Origin of the sequence: Mycobacterium sp. ITM-2016-00317, from assembly GCF_002968295.1 — a bacterium.
In the GTDB taxonomy this organism is placed as follows: Bacteria; Actinomycetota; Actinomycetes; order Mycobacteriales; family Mycobacteriaceae; genus Mycobacterium.
This window is the reverse complement of the sequence record NZ_CP134399.1, coordinates 4,676,048-4,697,787: the sequence shown is the minus strand read 5'-3', so window position 1 is coordinate 4,697,787 and position 21,740 is coordinate 4,676,048. Positions and strand designations below refer to the sequence as shown.

Below are 21,740 nucleotides of genomic sequence, written 5' to 3'. Positions count from 1 at the left end.
CCGCATGAGCCCCGGCACCGCCGTGCTCGGCGTTCACGAACTCACGGTCGGTTACAACGGCGTACCGATCGTGCACAACGTCAGCCTGGAGCTGACGGCCGGCAAGACCGCCTGTGTCGTCGGGCCCAACGGCTGCGGCAAGAGCACTCTGCTCAAGGGGCTGGCCGGCCTGGTCAAGCCGATGGGCGGCACGGTCGATCTGGCCGGACGCGGCGACATCACCGCCATGTCCACCGCCGAACGGGCGGCTGCGGGAATGGGATACGTCCCGCAGATCGACGACGTCTTCAAACCGCTGACGGTGGAGGAGAACATCGTCATCGGCGGGTACCGGCTGTCGCGGGACAAGGTCGCGGTCAACAAGGAACGCGTGCTCGAACTGTTCCCGCGGCTCAAGACCATGCTCAAGCGGCACGCCGGTGTGCTGTCGGGCGGGGAGCGCAAGATGCTCGCGATGGCGCGGGTGTTGATGCTCGAGCCGAAGGTCCTGCTCCTCGACGAGCCCACCGCGGGTCTGACCGAAGAGATGGCAACCCGGCTGCTCGATGAGCAGCTGGCCGAGCTCAAGGCCAGCGGGATCGCGGTTCTTCTCGTCGAACAGCGGGCCAATCTGGCGATGGCATCGGCAGATTGGGCCTACGTACTGGCCACCGGGCGGGTGCGCCGGTCCGGGTCGGCGGCCGAACTGCGGGCCGATCCCAGCTTTTCGCACATCTTCCTCGGCGGCACGGAGGAAGCCATTCTGTCCGGCGCTGCCGAAACCACGAAAACCGAAGGAGAAGTTCGTTGCAGTTAGTTCAGTTCGTCCACCAGGGCGCCACGCGGTGCGGCTACACCGAGGGGGACGAGATCGTCGGTGTGGACTGGTCGCTGCGCGACGCGCTGGTGCTGCTGGCCGCCGGCCAGAACGAGCGCATCACCGACGCCCGGGCCGCACGGGTGCCCCGCAGTGACGTCGTGCTGCTGCCTCCGGTGGTGCCCGGCAGCCGGGTCTTCTGCATCGGCATCAACTACCTGGATCATCAGCAGGAGTCCATGGACGTCTTCCTGGCGACCGTGCCGAAGGCGCCGGTGGTGTTCATGAAGGATCTGTCCACGATCGCCGGTCCCTTCGACCGGCTCGACCTGCCGAGTTCGGTGTCCGTCGAGTTCGACTGGGAGGCAGAACTCGGAGTGGTCATCGGGGCGCCCGCGCGCAACGTGTCCGAAGAGGACTCCTGGGATGTGGTGGCGGGCTACACCGTCGTCAACGACGTGTCGGTGCGTGACCGCCAGATCCGGCACGTGCAGTGGACACTGGGCAAGAACGCACCGGCCTCCACCCCGGTCGGCCCGGGCATCGTCGACCGCGACACCATCGGTATCAACCCCGACATCGAGGTGACCTGCCGGGTCAACGGTGTGGTCAAGCAGAACGCGTTCACCCGGGACCTGATCTTCGACATCCCGAGGCTGATCGCCGAGATTTCCCAGGTGACACCGCTGTTGCCCGGAGACATCATCGTCAGCGGCACCGCCGCCGGTGTGGGCTTCAAGCGCAATCCGCCCGAGTTCCTCCGCGACGGCGACGTCGTCGAGGTCGAGATCGCCGGTGTCGGAACGATTTCGAACAGGGTCAGGACGGAGTGCTGACATGCCCGTAGTCGGCGGCATCTCCGCCTCGCACGCACCGGGCATACTCGGTTGGCCCGACGACGTCACCGCCGACGAGCATCAGTCGGTCTTCGCCGCCTACGACGAGCTCAAGCGCACCGTCGCCGAGGCGAAGCCCGATGTGATCATCGCGTTCCTGGACGACCACTTCGAGAACCACTTCCGCACTCTGATGCCGTCGGTCAGCGTCGCTGTGGCCGAACAGCACACCGGCCCCGGCGAGCACCTGCTCGAGCTGCTGAAGTTCGACCGGGTGCACACCTTCGGTGGGGAGAAGGAGCTCGCCGAGCACATCCTGCGCACGCTGGTGGCCGCCGGCATCGACGCGACCCGGATGGGTACGGCCGAGTTCGGCAACAACCTGATGGTGCCGATGAAGCTGTTGCGGCCCGAGGGCGACATCCCGATCATCCCGGTGTACCTCAACGTGTTCACTCCGCCTCTGATCACCATGCGGCGCGCCTACCAGGTGGGGGAGGCGGTGCGGGCCGCAGTCGCCGACAGCGACAAGCGAATCATGTTCTGGGGCACCGGCGGTCTGTCGCACTGGCCGCCGATCTGGGAGCCGAGCCGCGAGTCGGACGACTTCCTGACCAGGATGAAGACGTTCCAGAACGAAGGCCGCGGCTATCTCGAGCGTGACCCCGGTCTGTGGACCGACATCGGCCCCTACGAAATCAAGATGGCCGAGGAGATGGGGGACGCCTGCGTCAACCCCGAATGGGACCGGGAGTTCCTGGAACTGTTGTCCGGCGGTGACATGCAGGCCCTGTTCGCCTGGACCTACGACGACATCGAAAAGCGCGGCGGCCATGGCGGTCACGAGATCCTCAACTGGATGGCCGTCGCCGGGGCGATGGGCGGAGGGCCGTGTGAAGTGCTCACCTATCAACCCACCCCGGCCTGGATCTGCGGCACAGGCGCGGTCCGCTACACCGTCTGACACATCGAAAACACAGAGAAGAAGAAGGAAAACACATGATCACCTATCAGGACGCCCCTCTCCCGAAGTTCGGCAACTACTCCACCCTGGGGATCGGGGGTCCCGGTGAGATCGTCGTGGTGGCCGGTCAGATGGGCGCGGACGCCGACGGAAAGTTCCCCACCTCTGATGGCGCCGAGCAGGTGAAGGCGACCTACGACAACATCGGTATCGCCTTGGCTGCGGCCGGCCTGGGCTTCGAGCACGTCGTCGGTTTCCGCACCCTGCTGGTCGGCCGCGAGATGATCCCGGAGTTCATGAAGGGCCGGCTGGACAAGTTCGCCGAGATCTACCCGTCCGGTGTGTATCCGCCCAACACGATCCTGATCATCTCCGGTCTGGTCGAGGAAGCTGCCCGCGTCGAGATCGAGGCACTGGCCGTGCGCCCGGCCGCGTCGTGACCGTGGGGTACCGCAGTTATCCGTTCCACCACGGTCGCGACACGGTGATCGCCTACCCCGTCACCGGGGCGGGCGTCACCACCCGCGTCGTCGAGTCGGGTTCCGGCGACAGCGTCCTGGTGTGCCTGCACGGCGCGGGATCCCGGGCCGACCGGTTCGTGCCGGTGATGCCGGGTCTGGTGGCCGAGGGCTTCCGGGTGCTGGCCATCGACTTCCCCGGCCATGGCCTCGCGGAGAAGCGTGAGGACATCGACTACACCGGACAGGGTTTCGCCGATGTGATCGCCGGAGTGCTGGACTCGCTGGGCCTGTCGAAGGTGACCTTCCTGGGCACGTCGCTCGGCGGCCATGTCGCCGCGGCGATCGCGGTGCAACGGCCGGACCTGGTGGCCGGACTGGTGCTGATCGGTTCGGTCGGCGTCAGCGACTTCCCACAGGAGTTCCACACCCCACCCGAGGTGCTCTCCGACGGCAGCGTCGAGGGTGTGCGGCGCAAGTTGACGTTCCTGGTCTCCGATCCGGAGATGGTGACCGATTCCTGGGTGCGCGAGGAGTCGATGATCAACTCCTCGACCGGAGCCAAGCAAGCCCTGCTGAAGGTCTCGCAGTGGCTGGACGAGGACTGCAACGACTTCCGGCAGGACGCCGAGCTGGCCAAGCGGCTGCCGGAGCTACCGGTGCTGCTGGTGTGGGGTGCCGACGACAAGTGGACCCCGCCGTCGATGGGCGTCGAAGCGCAGCAGAACCTTCCCGGTGCGCCCCTCGAACTGATGCCCGGCTGCGGGCATGCCCCGTACTTCGAAAACCCGGACCTGTTCGTCGAACTGATCCGCAAACACGGCGTGGGAGGCCTGAAATGACCGATCGTTGGCTGCTGATCGAGAACGGAACCGTCGTCGACGGCGACGCGAACCCGCCGATCCCGAATTGCGCTGTGCTGGTGCACAACGCGCGGATCGTCAAGGTCGGCGCAGTGGACCGCGAGACCGACATCCCGCGCGGCGCGCGGCTGGAGGTGATCGACGCCCGCGGCAAGACCGTGATGCCGGGGCTGATCGACATCCACTGCCACATGACCTACGGGCTGGCCCGCACCGAGGAAGAGATCGGCATCTACACGCCGCCGGAGCTGCGGACGTTGATCGCCGCGGCGAACGTCGAGAAGGTGCTGGCCGCCGGCGTCACGAGCATCTCCCAGCCCGGTGGCAGCTATTACATCGGTGTGGGGCTGCGCGAGGGCATCAAGCAGGGCATCGTGCACGGTCCCCGGATGACCAGCGCGGGAAGGTATCTGACCACCAGCAACGGCTTGACCGACTGGTTCCCCGATGCCACAGGTAATCCGGATTCGAGCACGGGGAAGCTGACCAACACCCTCGACGAGATGAAGGACGAGATCCGCCGCCAGAAGAAGGCCGGGGTGGATCTGATCAAGCTGGCCGACAGCCCGTTCGGTGACTTCCAGGCGTTCACCGATGACGAACTGAAGTTCTGTGCCGATCTCGCTCATCAGCTCGGGATGCAGATCACCATCCACGCCCGCGGCGACGGGGAGATGAACGCGGCGGTGGAGGCCGGGTTCGACCACATCATGCACGGCAATCACATGTCGGACGCCACCATCGAGAAGCTGGCCAAGAGCCAGATCCCGCTGGCCCCGACCCAGCTGCTGATGCACCACATCGTGGAGTTCGCCGAGACGCTGCGGGTGCGCCCGAACATCTCCGAGGCGACCAAACGGATGAACGACGCGACGATGGACAGCCTGCACCGCGCGTACGCGGCCGGGGTGAAGTTCGCGATGGGCACCGACAGCGGCTTCTCGCTGGTGCCGTACGGCCAATGGCATGCCAGGGAGCTGGAGATGCTGATGCTCTACACGGGCATGAGCTCGCTGGAGGCCATCCAGGCCGGCACCAAGCACGGCGCCAACGCGATGGGCCTGCCCGACGACCTCGGGGTGCTCGCCGAGGGCAAGCTGGCCGACATCATCGTCGTCGACGGAGACCCGGTGGCCGACATCAAGGTGCTCTACCAGCCTGGCAAGGTCGAGACCGTCATCCTCAACGGCGAGGTCCAGTCCTTCCCCGAGGACATCCGGACCCGCTTCATCCGCAACGACTACCTACCGAACGAGTACGGCTGGGATCTGTTGAGCTACGAACGGGCCTACGAGGGTGCCGAAACCCCGAAGACCCAACTCGACTGGACCAGCGAGCAACGTATGGACGTCGTCAACGACGTCCGCAAGTACGAGAAGGTGGGCGCGCAGCCCGCCGCGGAGTAGGTCACCGACCACACCGTTGGGTCGCTACCCCTCGGGCGGCCCAACGGTGTCCGGCGGCCTGGCCGGAGTATCGATTCGGCCCCTCTGAGCAGGGACCGGCTGCCTGATGTCCGGGACAGTCGTAGCGTGGTCGGTGTGACATCACCTAACGATCTGCCCCGCACCGTCGGCGAGCTGCGTGACTCCGGCCATCAGGAGCGCAGCATCAAGGCCGAGCTACGGGAGAACCTGCTGGCCCGGCTCGCTGCCGGCGACGACATCTGGCCCGGTCTGTTCGGCTTCGAGGACACGGTGCTGCCGCAGGTCGAGCGGGCACTGATCGCCGGACACGACTTCGTGCTGCTCGGCGAACGCGGTCAGGGCAAGACGCGTCTGCTGCGGTCCCTGGTCGGTCTGCTCGACGAGTGGACCCCGGCGATCGCCGGTTCCGAACTCGGTGAGCACCCGTACAGCCCGATCACCCCGGAGTCGATCCGGAGGGCCGCCGATTCCGGCGACGACCTGCCGATCACCTGGCGGCACCGCAGCGAGCGGTACACCGAGAAACTGGCCACCCCGGACACCAGCGTGGCCGACCTGGTCGGGGACATCGACCCGATCAAGGTCGCCGAGGGCCGCAGCCTCGGCGATCCGGAGACCATCGCCTACGGCCTGATCCCGCGCGCCCACCGCGGCATCGTCGCGGTCAACGAGCTTCCCGACCTGGCCGAACGCATCCAGGTCTCGATGCTCAACGTGATGGAGGAGCGCGATATCCAGGTCCGCGGTTACACGCTGCGGCTGCCGCTGGACGTGCTCGTGGTGGCCAGCGCGAACCCCGAGGACTACACCAACCGCGGGCGGATCATCACCCCGCTCAAGGACCGGTTCGGCGCCGAGATCCGCACCCACTACCCGCTGCAGCTCGACGCCGAGGTCGGCGTCATCTCCCAGGAGGCACACCTGGCCGCCGAGGTGCCCGAGTACCTGCTGCAGATCCTGGCCCGGTTCGCCCGCAGCCTGCGCGAGTCCAGCTCCATCGACCAGCGTTCCGGCGTCTCGGCCCGCTTCGCGATCGCGGCCGCCGAGACCGTCGCCGCGTCGGCGCGGCACCGCGCGGCGCTGCTCGGCGAGCAGGACCCGGTCGCCCGGGTGGTCGATCTGCAGAACGTGATCGACGTGTTGCGCGGCAAGCTGGAGTTCGAGTCCGGCGAGGAAGGGCGCGAGCAGGCCGTGTTGGAACACCTGCTGCGGCGCGCGACCGCCGAGACCGCGCAGCGGCTGCTCGGCGGTATCGACGTCGGGCCGATCGTCACCGCAGTGGAGAACGGCTCGCCGGTCACCACCGGCGAGCGGGTGTCGGCCCGTGAGGTGCTGGCCGCGCTGCCCGAGGTGCCCGCGGTCGCGCAGATCCAGCAGCGCCTGGACGCGACGTCCGAGGGGCAGCGCGCGGCCGCGATCGAGCTGGCGCTGGAAGCGTTGTACCTGGCCAAGCGCATCGACAAGGTGTCCGGAGAAGGCGAAACCGTCTATGGCTAAGAGGCTGTCGAGGTACTCGGGCTACACCGGCGGGCCGGACCCACTGGCCCCTCCGGTGGACCTGCGGGAGGCGTTGGAGGCCATCGGCCAGGACGTCATGGAGGGCACCTCGCCGCGCCGCGCGCTGTCCGAACTGCTTCGGCGGGGCACCAGGAACATGCCCGGAGCCGACAAGCTGGCCGCCGAAGCCAACCGGCGCCGCCGGGAACTGTTGCAGCGCAACAACCTCGACGGCACGCTGGCCGACATCAAGAAGCTGCTCGACGAGGCGGTGCTGGCCGAGCGCAAGGAGCTGGCCCGAGCCCTCGACGACGACGCCCGGTTCGGGGAGCTTCAGCTCGAATCTCTGTCGCCGTCGCCGGCCAAGGCCGTCCAGGAGCTCTCCGAATACGACTGGCGGTCACCGGAGGCACGCGAAAAGTACGAGCAGATCAAGGATCTGCTCGGGCGGGAGATGCTCGATCAGCGGTTCGCCGGCATGAAGGAGGCGTTGGAGAACGCCACCGACGAGGATCGGCAGCGGGTCAACGACATGCTCGACGACCTCAACGAACTGCTCGACAAGCATGCCCAGGGGACGGACTCCCCGGAAGACTTTCAAGAGTTCATGGCCAAGCACGGCGAGTTCTTCCCGGAGAACCCGCAGAACATCGACGAGCTGCTGGACTCGCTGGCGAAGCGGGCCGCCGCCGCTCAGCGGTTCCGCAACAGCCTGTCCGAGCAGCAGCGTGCCGAGCTGGATGCGTTGGCGCAACAGGCTTTCGGATCACCGTCGCTGATGAACGCACTCAACCGGCTGGACTCCCACCTGCAGGCCGCCCGCCCGGGTGAGGACTGGTCGGGTTCGGAGCGGTTCTCCGGCGACGACCCGCTGGGCATGGGTGAGGGCGCCCAGGCGCTGGCCGACATCTCCGAGCTCGAGCAGCTCGCCGAACAGCTCTCGCAGAGCTATTCCGGCGCCACGATGGACGACGTCGACCTCGACATGCTGGCCCGCCAGCTCGGGGACGAGGCCGCCGTCGACGCCCGCACCCTCTCGGAGCTGGAGCGGGCACTGATGAACCAGGGCTTCCTCGACCGTGGGTCCGACGGGCAGTGGCGGCTGTCGCCCAAGGCCATGCGGCAGCTTGGGCAGGCGGCGCTACGTGATGTGGCGCAACAGATCTCGGGTCGGCACGGCGAACGTGACACCCGGCGCGCCGGGGCGGCGGGCGAACTCACGGGGGCCACCCGGCCGTGGCAGTTCGGCGACACCGAACCGTGGAACGTCACCAGGACGCTGACCAACGCGGTGCTGCGCACCGCGGGTACCGAGCCGATGAGCCGCGACCCGTTGAGCCCGAAAGGCGGGACCGCTCCGAGCATCCGGGTCACCGTGGACGACGTGGAGATCTCCGAGACCGAGACGCGCACCCAGGCCGCGGTGGCGTTGCTGGTCGACACGTCGTTCTCGATGGTGATGGAGAACCGCTGGCTGCCGATGAAGCAGACCGCGCTGGCGCTCAATCATCTTGTCAGCACCCGTTTCCGCTCGGACGCGCTGCAGATCGTCGCGTTCGGCCGGTATGCCCGCACTGTCACCGCGGCCGAGTTGACCGGGCTGGAGGGCGTCTACGAGCAGGGCACCAACCTGCACCATGCGCTGGCGCTGGCGACCCGGCACCTTCGGCGCCACCCGAACGCGCAACCGGTGGTGCTGGTGGTCACCGACGGCGAACCCACCGCGCACCTGGAGGACTTCGACGGGGATGGCCGCTCCTCGGTGTTCTTCGACTATCCGCCACACCCGCGGACCATCGCGCACACCGTGCGCGGTTTCGACGAGGTGGCCCGACTGGGGGCGCAGGTGACGATCTTCCGGCTCGGGAGCGACCCCGGGCTGGCCCGGTTCATCGATCAGGTGGCACGCCGGGTCGGCGGCCGGGTGGTGGTGCCCGACCTGGATGGTCTGGGTGCTGCGGTGGTCAGCGACTATCTGGGAGCGCGGCGGCGGCGCCGCTGACCGGGACTAGTTCTCGGGCTCGACCGGAGGCTTGCGCTTCTTGCGCTTGACTCCGACACTGCCCCACAGCGCGAAGCCCCGGATGTGGACCAGCGGCGCACCGGGGGAGCCGGACCGTCGACGTCGTGGTCGAAGCTGCCCATCACCGCGACACCGTGGGAGTCCACGTTGACCTCCGGGGGCACCAGGATCGTCTGCCCGCCCATGATCGAATAGGAGCGGATCTCGACCTCCGGTGAGGTGAAATCGGCGTAGCGCAGATCGACGACGCCGCCACCCCACAGCGCGAAGGTGGTCAGCCGGCACGGCACATTCCACCGGCCCCGGCGCTCGTAGCCGCTGAGGATGGCCAACAGCATGGACGACGGCGCAGGCCGGACGGGCCGCTGCGCCCGCGCGTCACCGCGCCCGGCAGGTCGGCCGACAGCCGGTCCAGCTCGTCGTTGGTCTTGGCGGCGTAGGCCCGGTTCAGTCGCGATTCGTACTCGGAGAGGCCGAGTGTGCCGGACGCGGCGGCGTCGGTCAGCAGTTGCGCAACCTGAATCCGGTCGGTGTCCCCGGCCCGCATCGACCCGTTGCGTGAGGCGGGGCTGCTCATCGAGGGCTCGTCGTCATCGATGGCTCCTCGCTGCGTACGCGGTACATCGCCCACGAGCCTACGACGAACGTCGGCACATGCAAGTCCCTTGACCAAACTGTGAGGTGCCGGCCCGGCCGACCAGGATCGCCGTCAGTAGGACCTGGGCAGGCCCAACGAGGTCTGCGCCACGAAGTTGAGGATCATCTCCCGGCTCACCGGCGCGATCCGCGCCAGCCTCGACGCGGCCAGCGCCGACGCGATGCCGTACTCCTGGCTCAGACCGTTGCCGCCCAGCGACTGCACGGCCTGGTCGACGGCCCGCACCGAGGCCTCGCCCGCCGCGTACTTGGCCATGTTCGCGGCCTCCGCGGCGCCGGCGTCGTCGCCCGCGTCGTACAGCGTCGCTGCCTTCTGCATCATCAGCCGGGCCAGTTCGATCTCGATGTGGTTCTGCGCCAACGGATGTGACAGACCTTGATGGGCGCCGATCGGCGTCTTCCACACCTTGCGAGTCTTGACGTAGTCGACGGCCTTGCCGATCGCGAACCGGCCCATGCCGACCGCGCTGGCCGCACCCATGATGCGTTCGGGATTCAGCCCGGCGAACAGCTGGGCGATCGCCGCGTCCTCCGAGCCCACCAGCGCGTCGGCGGGCAGTCGTACCTCGTCGAGGAACACCTGGAACTGGGACTCCGGGCTGACGATCTCCATCGGGATCTTGGTGTAGGTGAAACCCGGTGCGTCGGTGGGCACCACGAACAATGCGGGCTTGAGGTTGCCGTCCTTGTGGGTGCGCCCGACCACGAGGACCGCCTGGGCCTGGTCGACCCCGGAGATGTAGACCTTCTGCCCGGACAGGATCCAGTCGCTGCCGTCGCGGCGCGCGGTGGTGGTGATGTTGTGCGAGTTCGAGCCGGCGTCGGGTTCGGTGATCGCGAACGCCATCGTCAGGGTGCCGTCGGCGATGCCGGGCAGCCAGCGCCGCTTCTGCTCCTCGGTGCCGAACTTCGCGATGATGGTGCCGTTGATCGCGGGGGAGACGACCATCATCAGCAGCGCCGACCCGGCCGCCGCCATCTCCTCCATGACCAGGCTCAGCTCGTACATGCCCGCGCCGCCGCCGCCGTACTCCTCGGGCAGGTTGACCCCGATGAACCCGAGTCTGCCCGCCTCGGACCACAACTCGTCGGTGTGCAGGCCCGCTCGCGCCTTCTGCAGGTAGTAGTCCTGCCCGTAGTCGGCAGCCATCGCCGCCACGGCCTTGCGCAGCGCCTGCTGCTCTTCGGTCTCGATGAAGCTCATGGCGACTCTCCTTGTCTCCTTCAGTGCTGCCCGCCGAATCTGAAGTTGTGCGCGACATATCGATGGACTGTCAGCCACAAGTTCAGACTCGGCGCGGATCGTCGCGCCCATGAGGCGACCAACCAACCGGTAGGTTAGCGAGTACCGGCGGTATCGCGTTGTAGTTTCGCGGAGGTTTGCCGGATCTGGTCCGGGGCGTCACCCGAACGGGCTCTGGCGTGTCGGCCGGGGTCATGAGTTTGGAGCCGACCCAGCGCACCGGCTATCCTGAACAGCAATTGCCAGCGCCCGGCCTCGTCGGGCCCGCAGGCAGTGCGAACTGGTATCACCCCCCGATAGATGGAGAGCTCGATCATGGCTGTGCCGAAGCGCAGGATGTCGCGTGCGAACACCCGTAGCCGTCGCGCGCAGTGGAAGGCCACCGCTACCAACCTCGTCGGTGTCACCGTCGCGGGTCAGCAGCGCAAGGTGCCCCGCCGCCTGCTCAAGGCCGCGCGCCTGGGCCTGATCGACCTCGACCGCCGCTAACTCTCAGGTAAGGCGCCGAATTGGCGGCTTACCTCTCAGCCCACTCTCAGACGGGGGGTTGAGACTGTGCCGGTGCGCATACTTGTCGTTGATGACGATCGCGCGGTGCGCGAATCTCTGCGCCGGTCGCTGTCGTTCAATGGATATTCGGTGGAGCTGGCCCAGGATGGCCGCGAAGCGCTCGACCTGATTGCCAGCGCTCGGCCCGATGCGGTGGTCCTGGACGTGATGATGCCCAGGCTCGACGGTCTCGAGGTCTGCCGGCAATTACGCAGCACCGGCGATGACCTACCGATCCTGGTACTCACCGCTCGCGATTCGGTGTCGGAGCGGGTCGCCGGCCTGGACGCCGGAGCCGACGACTACCTGCCGAAGCCGTTCGCGCTGGAGGAGTTGCTCGCCCGGATGCGCGCGCTGCTGCGCCGCACCAGCCCGGACGACGGGTCGGCCGACTCGGCGGCGATGACCTTCTCGGATCTGTCGCTGGACCCGGTCACCCGTGAGGTGACCCGCGGAGACCGGCCGATCAGCCTGACCCGGACCGAGTTCTCGTTGCTGGAGATGCTCATCGCCAACCCGCGGCGCGTGCTGACCCGCGGCCGGATCCTGGAAGAGGTGTGGGGCTTCGACTTCCCCACCTCCGGAAACGCCCTTGAGGTCTACGTCGGCTACCTGCGCCGCAAGACCGAGGCAGAGGGCGAACCGCGGCTGATCCACACCGTCCGCGGTGTGGGATACGTGCTGCGCGAGACCCCGCCCTGATGGCTGCCGACCGGGTCCCGTGGCCGGGGCAGCAGTCGGCCCCGCCGCCGTCTGCCAGTTCGGTGTCGCTGCGCTGGCGGGTCATGTTGTTGGCCATGTCGATGGTGGTCATCTCGGTCGTGCTGATGGCCGTCGCCGTGTACGCGGTGGTCTCCCGCGCGCTGTACGACGACATCGACGACCAGCTGCGCAGCCGAGCCCAGATGCTGGTCGAGAGCGGCGCGCTCGATGCCGACCCGGGCAAGGCGATCGAGGGCACCGCGTACTCGGACATGAACGCGATGTTCTACATCCCGGGACGCAGCAAGTACACCGCCAACCAGCAGGGGCAGACGTTGCCCGTCGGGCCGCCCGAGCAGGAGGTGATGAACGGCACGCTGTGGATGTCGCTGCGCACCGTCGAGCATCAGCGCGTGCTGGCCGTGCGTCTGGACAGCGGTAATTCACTGCTGCTGTCCAAGAGCCTGGCCCCGACCGGTCAGGTGCTCAAACGGCTGGGCTCGGTACTGCTCATCGTCGGCGGTCTCGGCGTCGCGGTGGCCGCGATCGCCGGAGGCATGGTCGCCAGCGCCGGGCTGCGGCCGGTGGCCCGGCTGACGCAGGCCGCCGAACGGGTGGCGCGCACCGACGACCTGCGCCCGATACCCGTGGTGGGCAACGACGAACTCGCCCGGCTCACCGAGGCCTTCAACATGATGTTGCGCGCACTGGCCGAATCGCGAGAACGTCAGGCCCGCCTGGTCGCCGATGCGGGCCACGAGCTGCGCACACCGCTGACCTCGATGCGCACCAACGTCGAGCTGCTGATGGAGTCGATGAAGCCGGGCGCCCCGCGAATTCCCGAAGAGGACATGGTCGAGTTGCGCGCCGACGTGATCGCCCAGATCGAGGAGATGTCGACCCTGGTCGGCGATCTGGTGGATCTCACCCGCGGTGACGCCGGGTTCGCGGTGCACGAGACCGTCGAGCTCGCCGAGGTGATCGACCGCTCGCTGGAGCGCGTGCGCCGGCGCCGCAACGACATCGAGTTCGACGTGTCGGTGACCCCGTGGCAGGTCTACGGCGACGCGGCAGGCCTGGGACGGGCGGTGCTGAACCTGCTCGACAACGCCGCCAAGTGGAGCCCGCCCGGGGCGCACGTCGGTGTGCGGCTCACCCAGGTCGACGCCACCCACGCCGAACTGGTGGTGTCGGACTTCGGTCCGGGAATCCCGCCGCAGGAGCGCGGCTTGGTCTTCGAACGGTTCTTCCGCTCCACCACGGCCAGGGCGATGCCGGGATCGGGGCTCGGCCTGGCGATCGTGAAACAGGTGGTCCTCAAGCACGGCGGCATGCTGCACATCGGTGAGACGGTGCCGGGGGGCAACCCTCCGGGCACGTCCATGCACGTGGTGTTGCCGGGCCGCCCGTCACCGATCGGTCCCGACCAGACCGAGTAGACGACGCGACACGGGGGGTACACGCGGCATGAAGGTGAGCGCGATCGGCGCGGGCGTTGGCGAAGATGGGGGTTGACGCGACGGCGCGCTCGAAAAGTTGTCAGAACGGCAATCCTTCTCTAAGCCGATTCTCAGCACGCTTGGGCACGCTGAGCTAGCAACGTTCGTTTTCCTTGCGACGGTCCCGACTCCAGGAAGAGCACTGCACCGACATGACCAACGATCCGAGGTACTCGCCCACTCAGCAACCTGGGAGGCAGTCCGGATACCCGGGGCAGGCCCCCGGCCACAATCCGGGGCACAATGCCGGTCACAATCGCCCGCAGACCGGCGCCTACGAACCGCAGGGCAGCGGTGGTTGGGACTGGCGCTACGCGACCGAGCAGCAGCGGCAGGCGTTCCGGTCGCCCTATGACCCGTATGCGGGCGCCCCGATGCCCACCGGTCCCGGGCAGTACCCGCGGCCCGGGATGCCCTCGCCCGCGCAGCCGCCGAAGAAGCGGCCCCGCACGGCGGGCCTCGCCGCCGCCGCGGTGGCTCTCGCGATGGTGTCCGCGGGTATCGGCGGCGGGGTCGCGATGCTGGTGCACCCCGACCACAGCCTCGGCGGGATCAGCGCGTCCGGTGCGGCGCCCAGTGTGCCCGCCGCGAGCGCACCGACCGGCTCGGTCGAGGCGGTCGCCGCCAAGGTCGTGCCCAGCGTGGTCAAGCTGGAGGTCAACCAGGGCCGGTCGTCCGAGGAGGGCTCCGGGGTGATCTTGTCGCCCGACGGGCTGATCCTGACCAACAACCACGTCGTGGCCACGGCTGCGGGCACCTCGGGTGGCAGCGACGAGCCGCAGACCAAGGTCACGTTCTCCGACGGCAAGACCGCCCGGTTCACCGTGATCGGCGCCGATCCCAGCAGCGACATCGCGGTCGTGCGTGCCCAGAACGTGTCGGACCTGACGCCGATCTCCATCGGTTCCTCGGCGGACCTGCGGGTCGGCCAGGACGTCGTGGCCATCGGTTCCCCGCTCGGCCTGGAGGGAACCGTGACCACCGGCATCATCAGCGCGTTGAACCGGCCGGTGGCCGCAGGCGGGGACGCGCGCAACCAGAACACCGTGCTCGACGCGATCCAGACCGATGCGGCGATCAACCCGGGTAACTCCGGCGGCGCCCTGGTCAACATGAACGGCGAGTTGGTCGGCGTGAACTCCGCCATCGCCACGATGGGTGCCGACGCCGGGGGACCGCAGGGCGGATCGATCGGCCTGGGCTTCGCGATCCCGGTCGACCAGGCGAAGCGGATCGCCGACGAGATCATCAAGACCGGGTCCGCATCCCGCGCCTCGCTTGGAGTGCAGGTCGGCAACGAGGTCGGCGTCGACGGAGCCAAGATCGTCGAGGTCAACAACGGCGGTGCAGCCTCGGCCGCGGGTCTGCCCAGCGGCGTGATCGTCACCAAGCTCGACGACCGGGTGATCAGCAGCGCCGACGCGCTCGTGGCCGCGGTGCGGTCCAAGGCTCCGGGAGACACGGTGACGCTGACGTTCCTGGACCCGTCGGGCAGGACGCAGTCCGTCGACGTCACGCTCGGCAAGGCCAGCCCGTGAGGACTCCCGCCGACCGGCATCGCCCCGACCTGCGTGTGGCTGCACCGGTGACGGTGCCGAGATATACGGTTGAGCTCATGGAACAACCCCATGCGTTGGTCGGCCGCGCGCTGGTCGTCATTGTCGATGACCGCACCGCTCACGGCGACGAAGAGGACAGCACCGGCCCGCTGATGACCGAACTGCTCGGTGAGGCGGGATTCGTCGTCGACGGTGTGGTGGTGGTGTCCTCCGACGAGGTGGAGATCCGCAACGCCCTCAACACCGCGGTCATCGGTGGCGTCGACCTCGTGGTGTCCGTCGGCGGTACCGGCGTCACGCCCCGCGATGTCACCCCCGAGTCGACCCGCGACCTTCTCGACCGCGAACTGCTGGGGATCGCCGAGGCGCTCCGGGCCTCCGGCCTGTCCGCCGGGATCATCGACGCCGGTGTCTCCCGGGGGTTGGCCGGTATCTCGGGCAGCACCCTGGTGGTGAACCTCGCCGGCTCCCGCGCCGCGGTCCGCGACGGGATGGCCACTCTGGGACCGCTGGCGGCCCAGGTGATCGCCCAGCTATCCAGTTTGGATATCTAAGCGGGTTGCCCGCATGGGTTATGTCGAATGAAGAAAGTCCTGGCACGGCGTGCTTCCGTGCCTCACTGCGTTGCCGGCGTGTTGCATGACGCTGCCGGAACCGTGGTGTTACAGCTAGGTGAACGGTCAGATCCGGCAAACTGTGATCTTGGCCACATCAAGATCGGTTTGTGATGCGAGATCCTCAGAGGTCGAAGGACCTAGTTAATCGCGTTTTCGGTGACGAGTTACCCGACGTGACCACTGATGAATGGGATTCGGCGTCGCCGGAGGATATGGCAGACCGCGACAGGTGGCTCCGCGACAACGTGCCGCCACACCACGACTGAGCAGTGCTTTCACTCCCGTGCCCGGTGATGGGCCGGGTAACGCCCCAGAACTCTCCAGCGAATAGCTGAGTGCGGGGTCACATTCCGCGGTGGTTGATAGGCCTTTTCGCGTCGACGGGCGTCAAGGGAAGTCGGCCGCCGGGGGATGTCCAGCAAATGATGTGCCGCGGGTAGCTCCGTTTTGGACCGCTGGAGCTACGCGTTGCCCGCCTGATGCCTCCCCGTTATGTTCCTCATGCAACGATGTGCGCAGCGTAAGAGCCAGATGTGAAGTTTCTAATCTTTCCCACATCAAAGTCTTGCGAAGTGTGTGATGTAGCAGTAGCCAGGCACGGACGAAGCGAAGCCCCATCCCGGGGCTTTGTTCCACAGAGCTAGGGAGAAGATGAAGGCAATCAGTCGGGTGCTAATCGCGATGGTCGCGTCCATCGCCGCTTTGTTCGTGAGCACTGGCACCTCTCACGCAGGTCTGGACAACGAGCTGAGCCTGGTCGACGGCCAGGGCCGGACGCTGACGGTTCAGCAGTGGGACACGTTCCTCAACGGCGTGTTCCCGTTGGACCGCAACCGGCTGACCCGCGAGTGGTTCCACTCGGGCAAGGCCAGCTACATCGTGGCCGGCGAGGGCGCCGACGACTTCGAGGGCACCCTGGAGCTGGGCTACCAGGTCGGCTTCCCGTGGTCGCTGGGTGTGGGCATCAACTTCAGCTACACCACCCCGAACATCGCGTTCGACGGCTGGGGCCTGGACGACAACCTGGCTGACAGCATCGTGACCCCGCCGCTGTTCCCGGGCCTGTCGATCTCCGCGGACCTGGGCAACGGCCCCGGCATCCAGGAAGTCGCCACCTTCTCCGTGGACGTGGCCGGCCCCGGCGGCTCGGTCGCGGTGTCCAACGCCCACGGCACCGTCACCGGCGCTGCCGGCGGCGTGCTGCTGCGTCCGTTCGCCCGCCTGATCTCGTCGACCGGTGACAGCGTCACCACCTACGGCGAGCCCTGGAACATGAACTGACCCAAGGCTTTTGACCGGTCCCCGGCACACGCCGGGGACCGGTTGCCACTGCACGAATTCTCGATTTTCCAGGCACAGACGCACGACCCCCACCACCACCAAACGAAGGAAGATGATGAAGGTAATCACCCGGGTGCTGATCGCGATGGTCGCGTCCATCGCGGCGCTGTTCGCCAGCACTGGCACCTCTCATGCAGGTCTGGACAACGAGCTGAGCCTGGTCGACGGCCAGGGCCGGACGCTGACGGTTCAGCAGTGGGACACGTTCCTCAACGGCGTGTTCCCGTTGGACCGCAACCGGCTGACCCGTGAGTGGTTTCACTCGGGCAAGGCCAGCTACATCGTGGCCGGCGAGGGCGCCGACGACTTCGAGGGCACGCTGGAGCTGGGCTACCAGGTCGGCTTCCCGTGGTCGCTGGGTGTGGGCATCAACTTCAGCTACACCACCCCGAACATCGCGTTCGACGGCTGGGGCCTGGACGGCAACCTGGCTGACAGCATCGTGACCCCGCCGCTGTTCCCGGGTGTCTCGATCTCCGCGGACCTGGGCAACGGCCCCGGCATCCAGGAAGTCGCCACCTTCTCCGTGGACGTGGCCGGTCCGGCCGGTTCGGTCGCGGTGTCCAACGCCCACGGCACCGTCACCGGCGCTGCCGGCGGTGTGCTGCTGCGTCCGTTCGCCCGCCTGATCTCGTCGACCGGTGACAGCGTCACCACCTACGGCGAGCCCTGGAACATGAACTGACCCAAGGCTTCACAGAGATGGCCCCCGGCGTCCGCCGGGGGCCATTTCGTTTTCTTCGGTAGTTCTTCTCATTCCTCCGTGTGGTTCACGCGCGCCTGGCTGACGTGCTTGCCTGCCCCGTCGTCGGCGGCGGTGTCGCGCAGCAGATCACGGATCTCGGTCAGCAGGGTCAGTTCGGTCTCGGCGGATTCCACCTTCTTGTCGCGCTCCTTGAGCTTCTTGAACGGCAGCACGATCACGAAGTAGATGACCGCGGCGACGATGAGGAAGTTGATGGCCGCCGACAACACCGCGTTCAGGTCGACGAACTGGTCGCCGCCCAGCGGGATTCGCAGGATGCCGTACTCGGTCTCGGGGCCCGCGCCGATCCGATCGATGAGTGGCTGGATGACGTTCTCGGTGAATGCGGTCACCAGTCCGGTGAACGCGGCGCCGATGACGACCGCGACCGCCAGATCGATGACATTCCCCCGCGCGATGAACTCCTTGAATCCCTTCAACATGAAGGTCACACCCCTTTCGCTCTCGTTAGTGAGCCCCTCACCGGAATTTACGCCTCCACCGCCGGGCCGCGGGCGGACCTGGGAAAATGCCGGGCCGGGCGGGGTAGCGCCCCCCAGGCGACGGCGGGTTCCTGAATTATGTTGGGGCAGAATCGAATTCAGCGGTGATCAACGGCCTTCGGGGCGGCGGGACCAGGCCCGTCCGCGGGCGGGCATGAACGCCGCGAGAACTCTCGGGAAACCGGTGCGGACCTGCGACGATCGGTCGAAAATTACGTCTTCCACTCGGGGCGCGAACGGCCGTTCTGACTGCTACGCTGTGCAAGCCTGAATAACGCCACGAGGACACTCGATGTCCTTCTACCAAAAGAGGAATGCTGATGGCCAAGCACGCCAAAGCGGCTACCCGCAGTTCGAAGAAGCTGGGTGTTCTGAGCCTGGGCTCGTTCGCAGTGGCCACAGCCTTCGCCGGACTCGGAGCCGGGACGGCCAGCGCCGACGTCAACGAGGTCGGCCCGGGCCCGACGGTCACCAGCCGACAGGCCAGCGAGTTCTCGGTGGTCCGCATCAACGACTTCGGTGTCGCACGCGGCATCTCCGAGTCGCGCGTCGCGGACGCCGGCACGATCAACGCGTTCGGCGAGGTACGCGACACGACCAAGGCTGTCGTGGGCTCCACCGCCTCCGCGTTCGAGGGCGCGTACCCCGTCGGTCCCGGTATCGGCGACTGGTGATCTGACCTGCGAAAGCGCCCCCGGGTCTCCCCGGGGGCGCTTTTGTCTGTCTAGTGCAGCGTCAGCGTCACCGCGGACACCAGGGCCGCCCCGGCGACCGACTTCGCCGCCGCGGAGGGTAGGGCGACGAGGACCACGCGGCCCGAACCGCGGGCGCCGATGCCGCTGTCCTTCGCCGAAACCAGGACCACCACCGCGTCGGTCGCGATCACCCGCGGCTCGGCGGCCTCGTCGACCGGCGCAGCCACCACGTCGACGACGTCCCCGGTCCGGACGAGATCGGTCAGCGCCGCATCGGCCAGCGGGATCGGCACGATCCGCGCATCGGGCCCGGCGGCGGACTCGGCCAGCCGCGGGCCGAGCAACCGCACGTCGGTGAGGATCTCGCCGCGGCGGGCCGGGCCGGCCAGCGTGGCGCCGACCACGGCGTCGACCGCGGTCTGCGCGCCTTCGGGTACCGCGGACATGGCGCGGCGTTCCACCTGCAGATCGGCAGCGGTGATGGCGGCGCCGGGGCTGAGATCGTGTGCGGTCACCACCACGTCTGCCATGTCGGCGCTGGGATCACCCCGCCACGCGGCGGCCGCGGCCAGCAGCACCAGCCCGCCGGCGAGGACCCGTCTGGCGGTCGGGGTCCGTGTCCAATCGGGGCGCAACGCACGCCCCAACCGGTCGAGCGCCGACCGGTCCAACGGATGTCCCATGAGCCGACGCTAACGGGTGCCGACGGCGTGCGGCAGCAGCGATCTGCGCCGCTGTGGATAAGTCGTGTCAGCTGGACGCGGCGGCCGCAGGCGCCGAAGAACCGCTCGACGAGGAGCTGCCCGACGCGGACGACTTGTCGGACGACGACTTGTCAGACGACGAGGACTTCTCCGACGTGGACTTCTCCGATGAGGACGAAGCACCGTTCGAGGAGCTGCCGCCACCGGAACTCTTGCCGGACTCCCGGCTGTCGGTGCGGTAGAAGCCGCTGCCCTTGAAGACCACGCCGACCTTGCCGAAGACCTTGCGCAACCGGCCGTGGCACTGCGGGCATTCGGTCAGCGAATCGTCGGTGAACGCCTGCACCACGTCGAACTTGTTGTGGCAATCGGTGCACGCATAAGAATAGGTGGGCACTCAAACCTCCGAGATGGTCAAACTTCTTAGCACTCTACAAGTTCAAGTGCTAGAACCGCCACCTGGCCCGCGGCATTCCGCGGGACCGCCCCGGCCCAGCGCCAGCAACCCCTGCTGAGGTGTCAGCGCGTGGGTCATCCGGACGTCGTGCGGCTCGCTCGGCAGGTGGTCGACGAGTTCGTCGTCGCGCACCACCGCCGCCAGCACCGCCCCGGGCGCCGCCAGCGGCAGGGTCCGGTCGTAATAACCGGCGCCGCGACCCAGGCGCGCGCCCTGGCGGTCGACCGCCAGGGCGGGCACCAGCACCGTTTGCGCGTCGCGCACCCGCTCGGCAGGTAGCCACGGCGGGGGCGGTTCGCGGAGACCGAACGGCGCCGCGACGAGCGTGCCGGGCACGTACCGGCCCCACTGCAGCGGTTGGGGCGTGCCGTCCCCGTCCTCGCGCGCGACCGGAAGCAGCACCGTACAGCCTCGTTGCACCAGATCGTCGACCATGGCGACCGATCCGGGTTCCGCGCCGACCGGGATGTACGCGCAGATCACCGACCGCGGCGACGCCAGCGTGGCGAGATGGCGGACCAGTCGGTCCGCCTCCCAGCTACGTGTTTGCTGATTCAATGATCGCCGGGCGCTGAGGATTTCGGCCCGCAGATGTGATTTGGTGACCGGCACCGACTAGTCCTCTTGACGACGGGGTAAGAAAGGAACTACCGACTCAGAGAGGTTAGTGTGTGAACGATGAACCGGCCTGAAGTTGCCATTCCGCGCACTGCGATCGTCCCCGCAGCGGGGTTGGGAACGCGTTTTCTCCCCGCCACCAAGACGGTGCCCAAGGAGTTGCTGCCGGTCGTCGACACGCCCGGGATCGAACTGGTCGCCGCCGAGGCCGCCGAAGCCGGCGCCGAGCGGCTGGTGATCATCACCTCCGAGGGCAAGGACGGTGTCGTCGCGCATTTCGTCGAGGACCTGGTGCTGGAGGGCACGCTGGAGGCCCGCGGCAAGAAGACGATGCTGGAGAAGGTCCGGCGGGCGCCCGCGCTGATCAAGGTGGAGTCGGTGGTCCAGGCCGAGCCGCTCGGTCTCGGCCACGCCGTCGGCTGCGTCGAGGCCAGCCTGTCGCCCGACGAGGACGCGGTGGCCGTGCTGCTGCCCGACGACCTGGTGCTGCCCACCGGTGTGCTGGAGATCATGTCGAAGGTGCGCGCCAAGCGTGGCGGCACCGTGCTCTGCGCGATCGAGGTGGACCGCGAGGACATCAGCGCCTACGGCGTGTTCGACGTCGAGGAACTCCCCGACGCCGCGAACCCGAACGTGCTCAAGGTCAAGGGCATGGTCGAGAAGCCGAAGGCCGAGGAGGCGCCGTCGCTGTTCGCCGCGGCCGGGCGCTACGTGCTGGACCGGGCGATCTTCGACGCGCTGCGGCGCATTCCGCGTGGTGCCGGGGGAGAGCTGCAACTCACCGACGCGATCGCGCTGCTGATCGAGGAGGGCCATCCCGTCCACGTCGTCGTCCACCGCGGATCTCGACACGACCTGGGAAATCCCGGGGGCTACCTGAAGGCTGCGGTTGACTTTGCGTTGGAGCGGGACGACTACGGGCCTGAATTGCGCCGGTGGTTGGTCGAGCGGCTGGGTCTCGCTCCGGCGACGTCCGAGCCGTAGCGG

22 protein-coding genes and 1 pseudogene are annotated in these 21,740 nt (G+C 67.8%); 17 read left to right on the top strand and 6 right to left on the bottom strand.

The annotated features are described in order from the left end of the window. The first annotated feature begins 4 nt into the window (after positions 1-4). From C6A87_RS22490 to C6A87_RS22455, 8 genes are all read left to right on the top strand, one after another. Entirely contained in the window at positions 5-796 is a 792-nt protein-coding gene (locus tag C6A87_RS22490) for an ABC transporter ATP-binding protein (protein WP_311114274.1), read from the top strand. Beyond that, on the top strand, positions 787-1,632 hold the full coding sequence (locus tag C6A87_RS22485; protein WP_311114273.1) for a fumarylacetoacetate hydrolase family protein: 846 nt from the start codon (positions 787-789) through the stop codon (positions 1,630-1,632). Before C6A87_RS22490 ends, C6A87_RS22485 begins: the two co-directional genes overlap by 10 nt. Before the next feature lies 1 nt (position 1,633). Continuing rightward, positions 1,634-2,596: an extradiol dioxygenase gene (locus tag C6A87_RS22480; protein WP_311114272.1), complete on the top strand. Its 963-nt coding sequence runs from the start codon at positions 1,634-1,636 to the stop codon at positions 2,594-2,596. A 35-nt stretch (positions 2,597-2,631) separates the two neighbouring features. Further along, positions 2,632-3,036 carry a RidA family protein gene (locus C6A87_RS22475; RefSeq protein ID WP_311114271.1) on the top strand — a complete coding sequence of 135 codons (405 nt, stop codon included), beginning with the start codon at positions 2,632-2,634 and terminating at the stop codon, positions 3,034-3,036. 2 nt (positions 3,037-3,038) lie between these two features. Continuing rightward, positions 3,039-3,896, top strand: coding sequence for an alpha/beta hydrolase (locus C6A87_RS22470; protein WP_311114270.1), 858 nt, complete (start codon positions 3,039-3,041; stop codon positions 3,894-3,896). After that, positions 3,893-5,323: an amidohydrolase family protein gene (locus C6A87_RS22465; RefSeq protein ID WP_311114269.1), complete on the top strand. Its 1,431-nt coding sequence runs from the start codon at positions 3,893-3,895 to the stop codon at positions 5,321-5,323. Before C6A87_RS22470 ends, C6A87_RS22465 begins: the two co-directional genes overlap by 4 nt. A 135-nt stretch (positions 5,324-5,458) precedes the next feature. Continuing rightward, positions 5,459-6,841, top strand: a complete 1,383-nt coding sequence (locus C6A87_RS22460) for a sigma 54-interacting transcriptional regulator (RefSeq protein WP_003930116.1) — start codon at positions 5,459-5,461, stop codon at positions 6,839-6,841. Beyond that, complete coding sequence (locus tag C6A87_RS22455; protein ID WP_311114268.1) at positions 6,834-8,843, top strand: VWA domain-containing protein; 2,010 nt, start codon at positions 6,834-6,836, stop codon at positions 8,841-8,843. Before C6A87_RS22460 ends, C6A87_RS22455 begins: the two co-directional genes overlap by 8 nt. Before the next feature lie 6 nt (positions 8,844-8,849). Here the strand turns inward: C6A87_RS22455 and C6A87_RS22450 are convergent. Then, positions 8,850-9,441: pseudogene (locus C6A87_RS22450) on the bottom strand (DUF1707 domain-containing protein). Positions 9,442-9,573: 132 nt separating this feature from the next. Continuing rightward, entirely contained in the window at positions 9,574-10,725 is a 1,152-nt protein-coding gene (locus C6A87_RS22445; protein ID WP_311114267.1) for an acyl-CoA dehydrogenase family protein, read from the bottom strand. 354 nt (positions 10,726-11,079) lie between these two features. Between C6A87_RS22445 and rpmF the strand changes: the two genes are divergently transcribed. From rpmF to C6A87_RS22410, 7 genes are all read left to right on the top strand, one after another. Next, complete coding sequence (gene rpmF / locus C6A87_RS22440; RefSeq protein WP_003930126.1) at positions 11,080-11,253, top strand: 50S ribosomal protein L32; 174 nt, start codon at positions 11,080-11,082, stop codon at positions 11,251-11,253. A 72-nt stretch (positions 11,254-11,325) separates the two neighbouring features. Continuing rightward, entirely contained in the window at positions 11,326-12,015 is a 690-nt protein-coding gene (locus C6A87_RS22435) for a response regulator transcription factor (RefSeq protein WP_311114266.1), read from the top strand. Continuing rightward, complete coding sequence (locus C6A87_RS22430) at positions 12,015-13,454, top strand: HAMP domain-containing sensor histidine kinase (RefSeq protein WP_311114265.1); 1,440 nt, start codon at positions 12,015-12,017, stop codon at positions 13,452-13,454. The genes C6A87_RS22435 and C6A87_RS22430 overlap by 1 nt, the downstream gene beginning before the upstream one ends. 212 nt (positions 13,455-13,666) lie before the next feature. Next, the gene (locus tag C6A87_RS22425; RefSeq protein WP_311114264.1) at positions 13,667-15,052 is read left to right on the top strand and encodes a trypsin-like peptidase domain-containing protein; all 1,386 of its coding nucleotides are present in this window, start codon (positions 13,667-13,669) and stop codon (positions 15,050-15,052) included. Positions 15,053-15,129: 77 nt separating this feature from the next. Then, the gene (locus C6A87_RS22420; protein ID WP_396836920.1) at positions 15,130-15,627 is read left to right on the top strand and encodes a molybdenum cofactor biosynthesis protein B; all 498 of its coding nucleotides are present in this window, start codon (positions 15,130-15,132) and stop codon (positions 15,625-15,627) included. 714 nt (positions 15,628-16,341) lie between these two features. After that, complete coding sequence (locus C6A87_RS22415; RefSeq protein WP_311114263.1) at positions 16,342-16,971, top strand: MspA family porin; 630 nt, start codon at positions 16,342-16,344, stop codon at positions 16,969-16,971. Positions 16,972-17,086: 115 nt separating this feature from the next. Beyond that, positions 17,087-17,716 carry an MspA family porin gene (locus C6A87_RS22410; protein ID WP_311118042.1) on the top strand — a complete coding sequence of 210 codons (630 nt, stop codon included), beginning with the start codon at positions 17,087-17,089 and terminating at the stop codon, positions 17,714-17,716. A 68-nt stretch (positions 17,717-17,784) separates the two neighbouring features. On the opposite strand, the gene mscL is transcribed toward C6A87_RS22410, so the two are convergent. Then, on the bottom strand, positions 17,785-18,219 hold the full coding sequence (gene mscL / locus C6A87_RS22405) for a large-conductance mechanosensitive channel protein MscL (RefSeq protein ID WP_311118041.1): 435 nt from the start codon (positions 18,217-18,219) through the stop codon (positions 17,785-17,787). 380 nt (positions 18,220-18,599) lie between these two features. Between mscL and C6A87_RS22400 the strand changes: the two genes are divergently transcribed. Then, positions 18,600-18,953: a hypothetical protein gene (locus C6A87_RS22400; RefSeq protein WP_311114262.1), complete on the top strand. Its 354-nt coding sequence runs from the start codon at positions 18,600-18,602 to the stop codon at positions 18,951-18,953. Between the two features lie 50 nt (positions 18,954-19,003). On the opposite strand, the gene C6A87_RS22395 is transcribed toward C6A87_RS22400, so the two are convergent. The 3 genes from C6A87_RS22395 to C6A87_RS22385 all read right to left on the bottom strand — a co-directional run bounded on the left by C6A87_RS22395 (position 19,004) and on the right by C6A87_RS22385 (position 20,747). Beyond that, positions 19,004-19,657: an SAF domain-containing protein gene (locus tag C6A87_RS22395; RefSeq protein WP_311114261.1), complete on the bottom strand. Its 654-nt coding sequence runs from the start codon at positions 19,655-19,657 to the stop codon at positions 19,004-19,006. A 67-nt stretch (positions 19,658-19,724) separates the two neighbouring features. Beyond that, the gene (locus C6A87_RS22390; RefSeq protein ID WP_311114260.1) at positions 19,725-20,075 is read right to left on the bottom strand and encodes an FmdB family zinc ribbon protein; all 351 of its coding nucleotides are present in this window, start codon (positions 20,073-20,075) and stop codon (positions 19,725-19,727) included. Between the two features lie 42 nt (positions 20,076-20,117). Beyond that, entirely contained in the window at positions 20,118-20,747 is a 630-nt protein-coding gene (locus C6A87_RS22385; protein ID WP_311114259.1) for a 5-formyltetrahydrofolate cyclo-ligase, read from the bottom strand. A 66-nt stretch (positions 20,748-20,813) separates the two neighbouring features. On the opposite strand from C6A87_RS22385, the gene C6A87_RS22380 reads away from it, so the two are divergent. Continuing rightward, on the top strand, positions 20,814-21,737 hold the full coding sequence (locus C6A87_RS22380) for a UTP--glucose-1-phosphate uridylyltransferase (RefSeq protein ID WP_311114258.1): 924 nt from the start codon (positions 20,814-20,816) through the stop codon (positions 21,735-21,737). Positions 21,738-21,740 lie beyond the last annotated feature (3 nt).

Bases quoted from the DNA above. Each gene is read 5' to 3' on its own strand.
- C6A87_RS22490 (WP_311114274.1), top strand. From the start codon at position 5: ATGAGCCCCGGCACCGCCGTGCTCGGCGTTCACGAACTCACGGTCGGT.
- C6A87_RS22480 (WP_311114272.1), top strand. From the start codon at position 1,634: ATGCCCGTAGTCGGCGGCATCTCCGCCTCGCACGCACCGGGCATACTC.
- C6A87_RS22475 (WP_311114271.1), top strand. From the start codon at position 2,632: ATGATCACCTATCAGGACGCCCCTCTCCCGAAGTTCGGCAACTACTCC.
- C6A87_RS22465 (WP_311114269.1), top strand. From the start codon at position 3,893: ATGACCGATCGTTGGCTGCTGATCGAGAACGGAACCGTCGTCGACGGC.
- C6A87_RS22455 (WP_311114268.1), top strand. From the start codon at position 6,834: ATGGCTAAGAGGCTGTCGAGGTACTCGGGCTACACCGGCGGGCCGGAC.
- C6A87_RS22445 (WP_311114267.1), bottom strand. From the start codon at position 10,725: ATGAGCTTCATCGAGACCGAAGAGCAGCAGGCGCTGCGCAAGGCCGTG.
- rpmF (WP_003930126.1), top strand. From the start codon at position 11,080: ATGGCTGTGCCGAAGCGCAGGATGTCGCGTGCGAACACCCGTAGCCGT.
- C6A87_RS22430 (WP_311114265.1), top strand. From the start codon at position 12,015: ATGGCTGCCGACCGGGTCCCGTGGCCGGGGCAGCAGTCGGCCCCGCCG.
- C6A87_RS22425 (WP_311114264.1), top strand. From the start codon at position 13,667: ATGACCAACGATCCGAGGTACTCGCCCACTCAGCAACCTGGGAGGCAG.
- C6A87_RS22420 (WP_396836920.1), top strand. From the start codon at position 15,130: ATGGAACAACCCCATGCGTTGGTCGGCCGCGCGCTGGTCGTCATTGTC.
- C6A87_RS22415 (WP_311114263.1), top strand. From the start codon at position 16,342: ATGAAGGCAATCAGTCGGGTGCTAATCGCGATGGTCGCGTCCATCGCC.
- C6A87_RS22410 (WP_311118042.1), top strand. From the start codon at position 17,087: ATGAAGGTAATCACCCGGGTGCTGATCGCGATGGTCGCGTCCATCGCG.
- mscL (WP_311118041.1), bottom strand. From the start codon at position 18,219: ATGTTGAAGGGATTCAAGGAGTTCATCGCGCGGGGGAATGTCATCGAT.
- C6A87_RS22400 (WP_311114262.1), top strand. From the start codon at position 18,600: ATGGCCAAGCACGCCAAAGCGGCTACCCGCAGTTCGAAGAAGCTGGGT.
- C6A87_RS22395 (WP_311114261.1), bottom strand. From the start codon at position 19,657: ATGGGACATCCGTTGGACCGGTCGGCGCTCGACCGGTTGGGGCGTGCG.
- C6A87_RS22380 (WP_311114258.1), top strand. From the start codon at position 20,814: ATGAACCGGCCTGAAGTTGCCATTCCGCGCACTGCGATCGTCCCCGCA.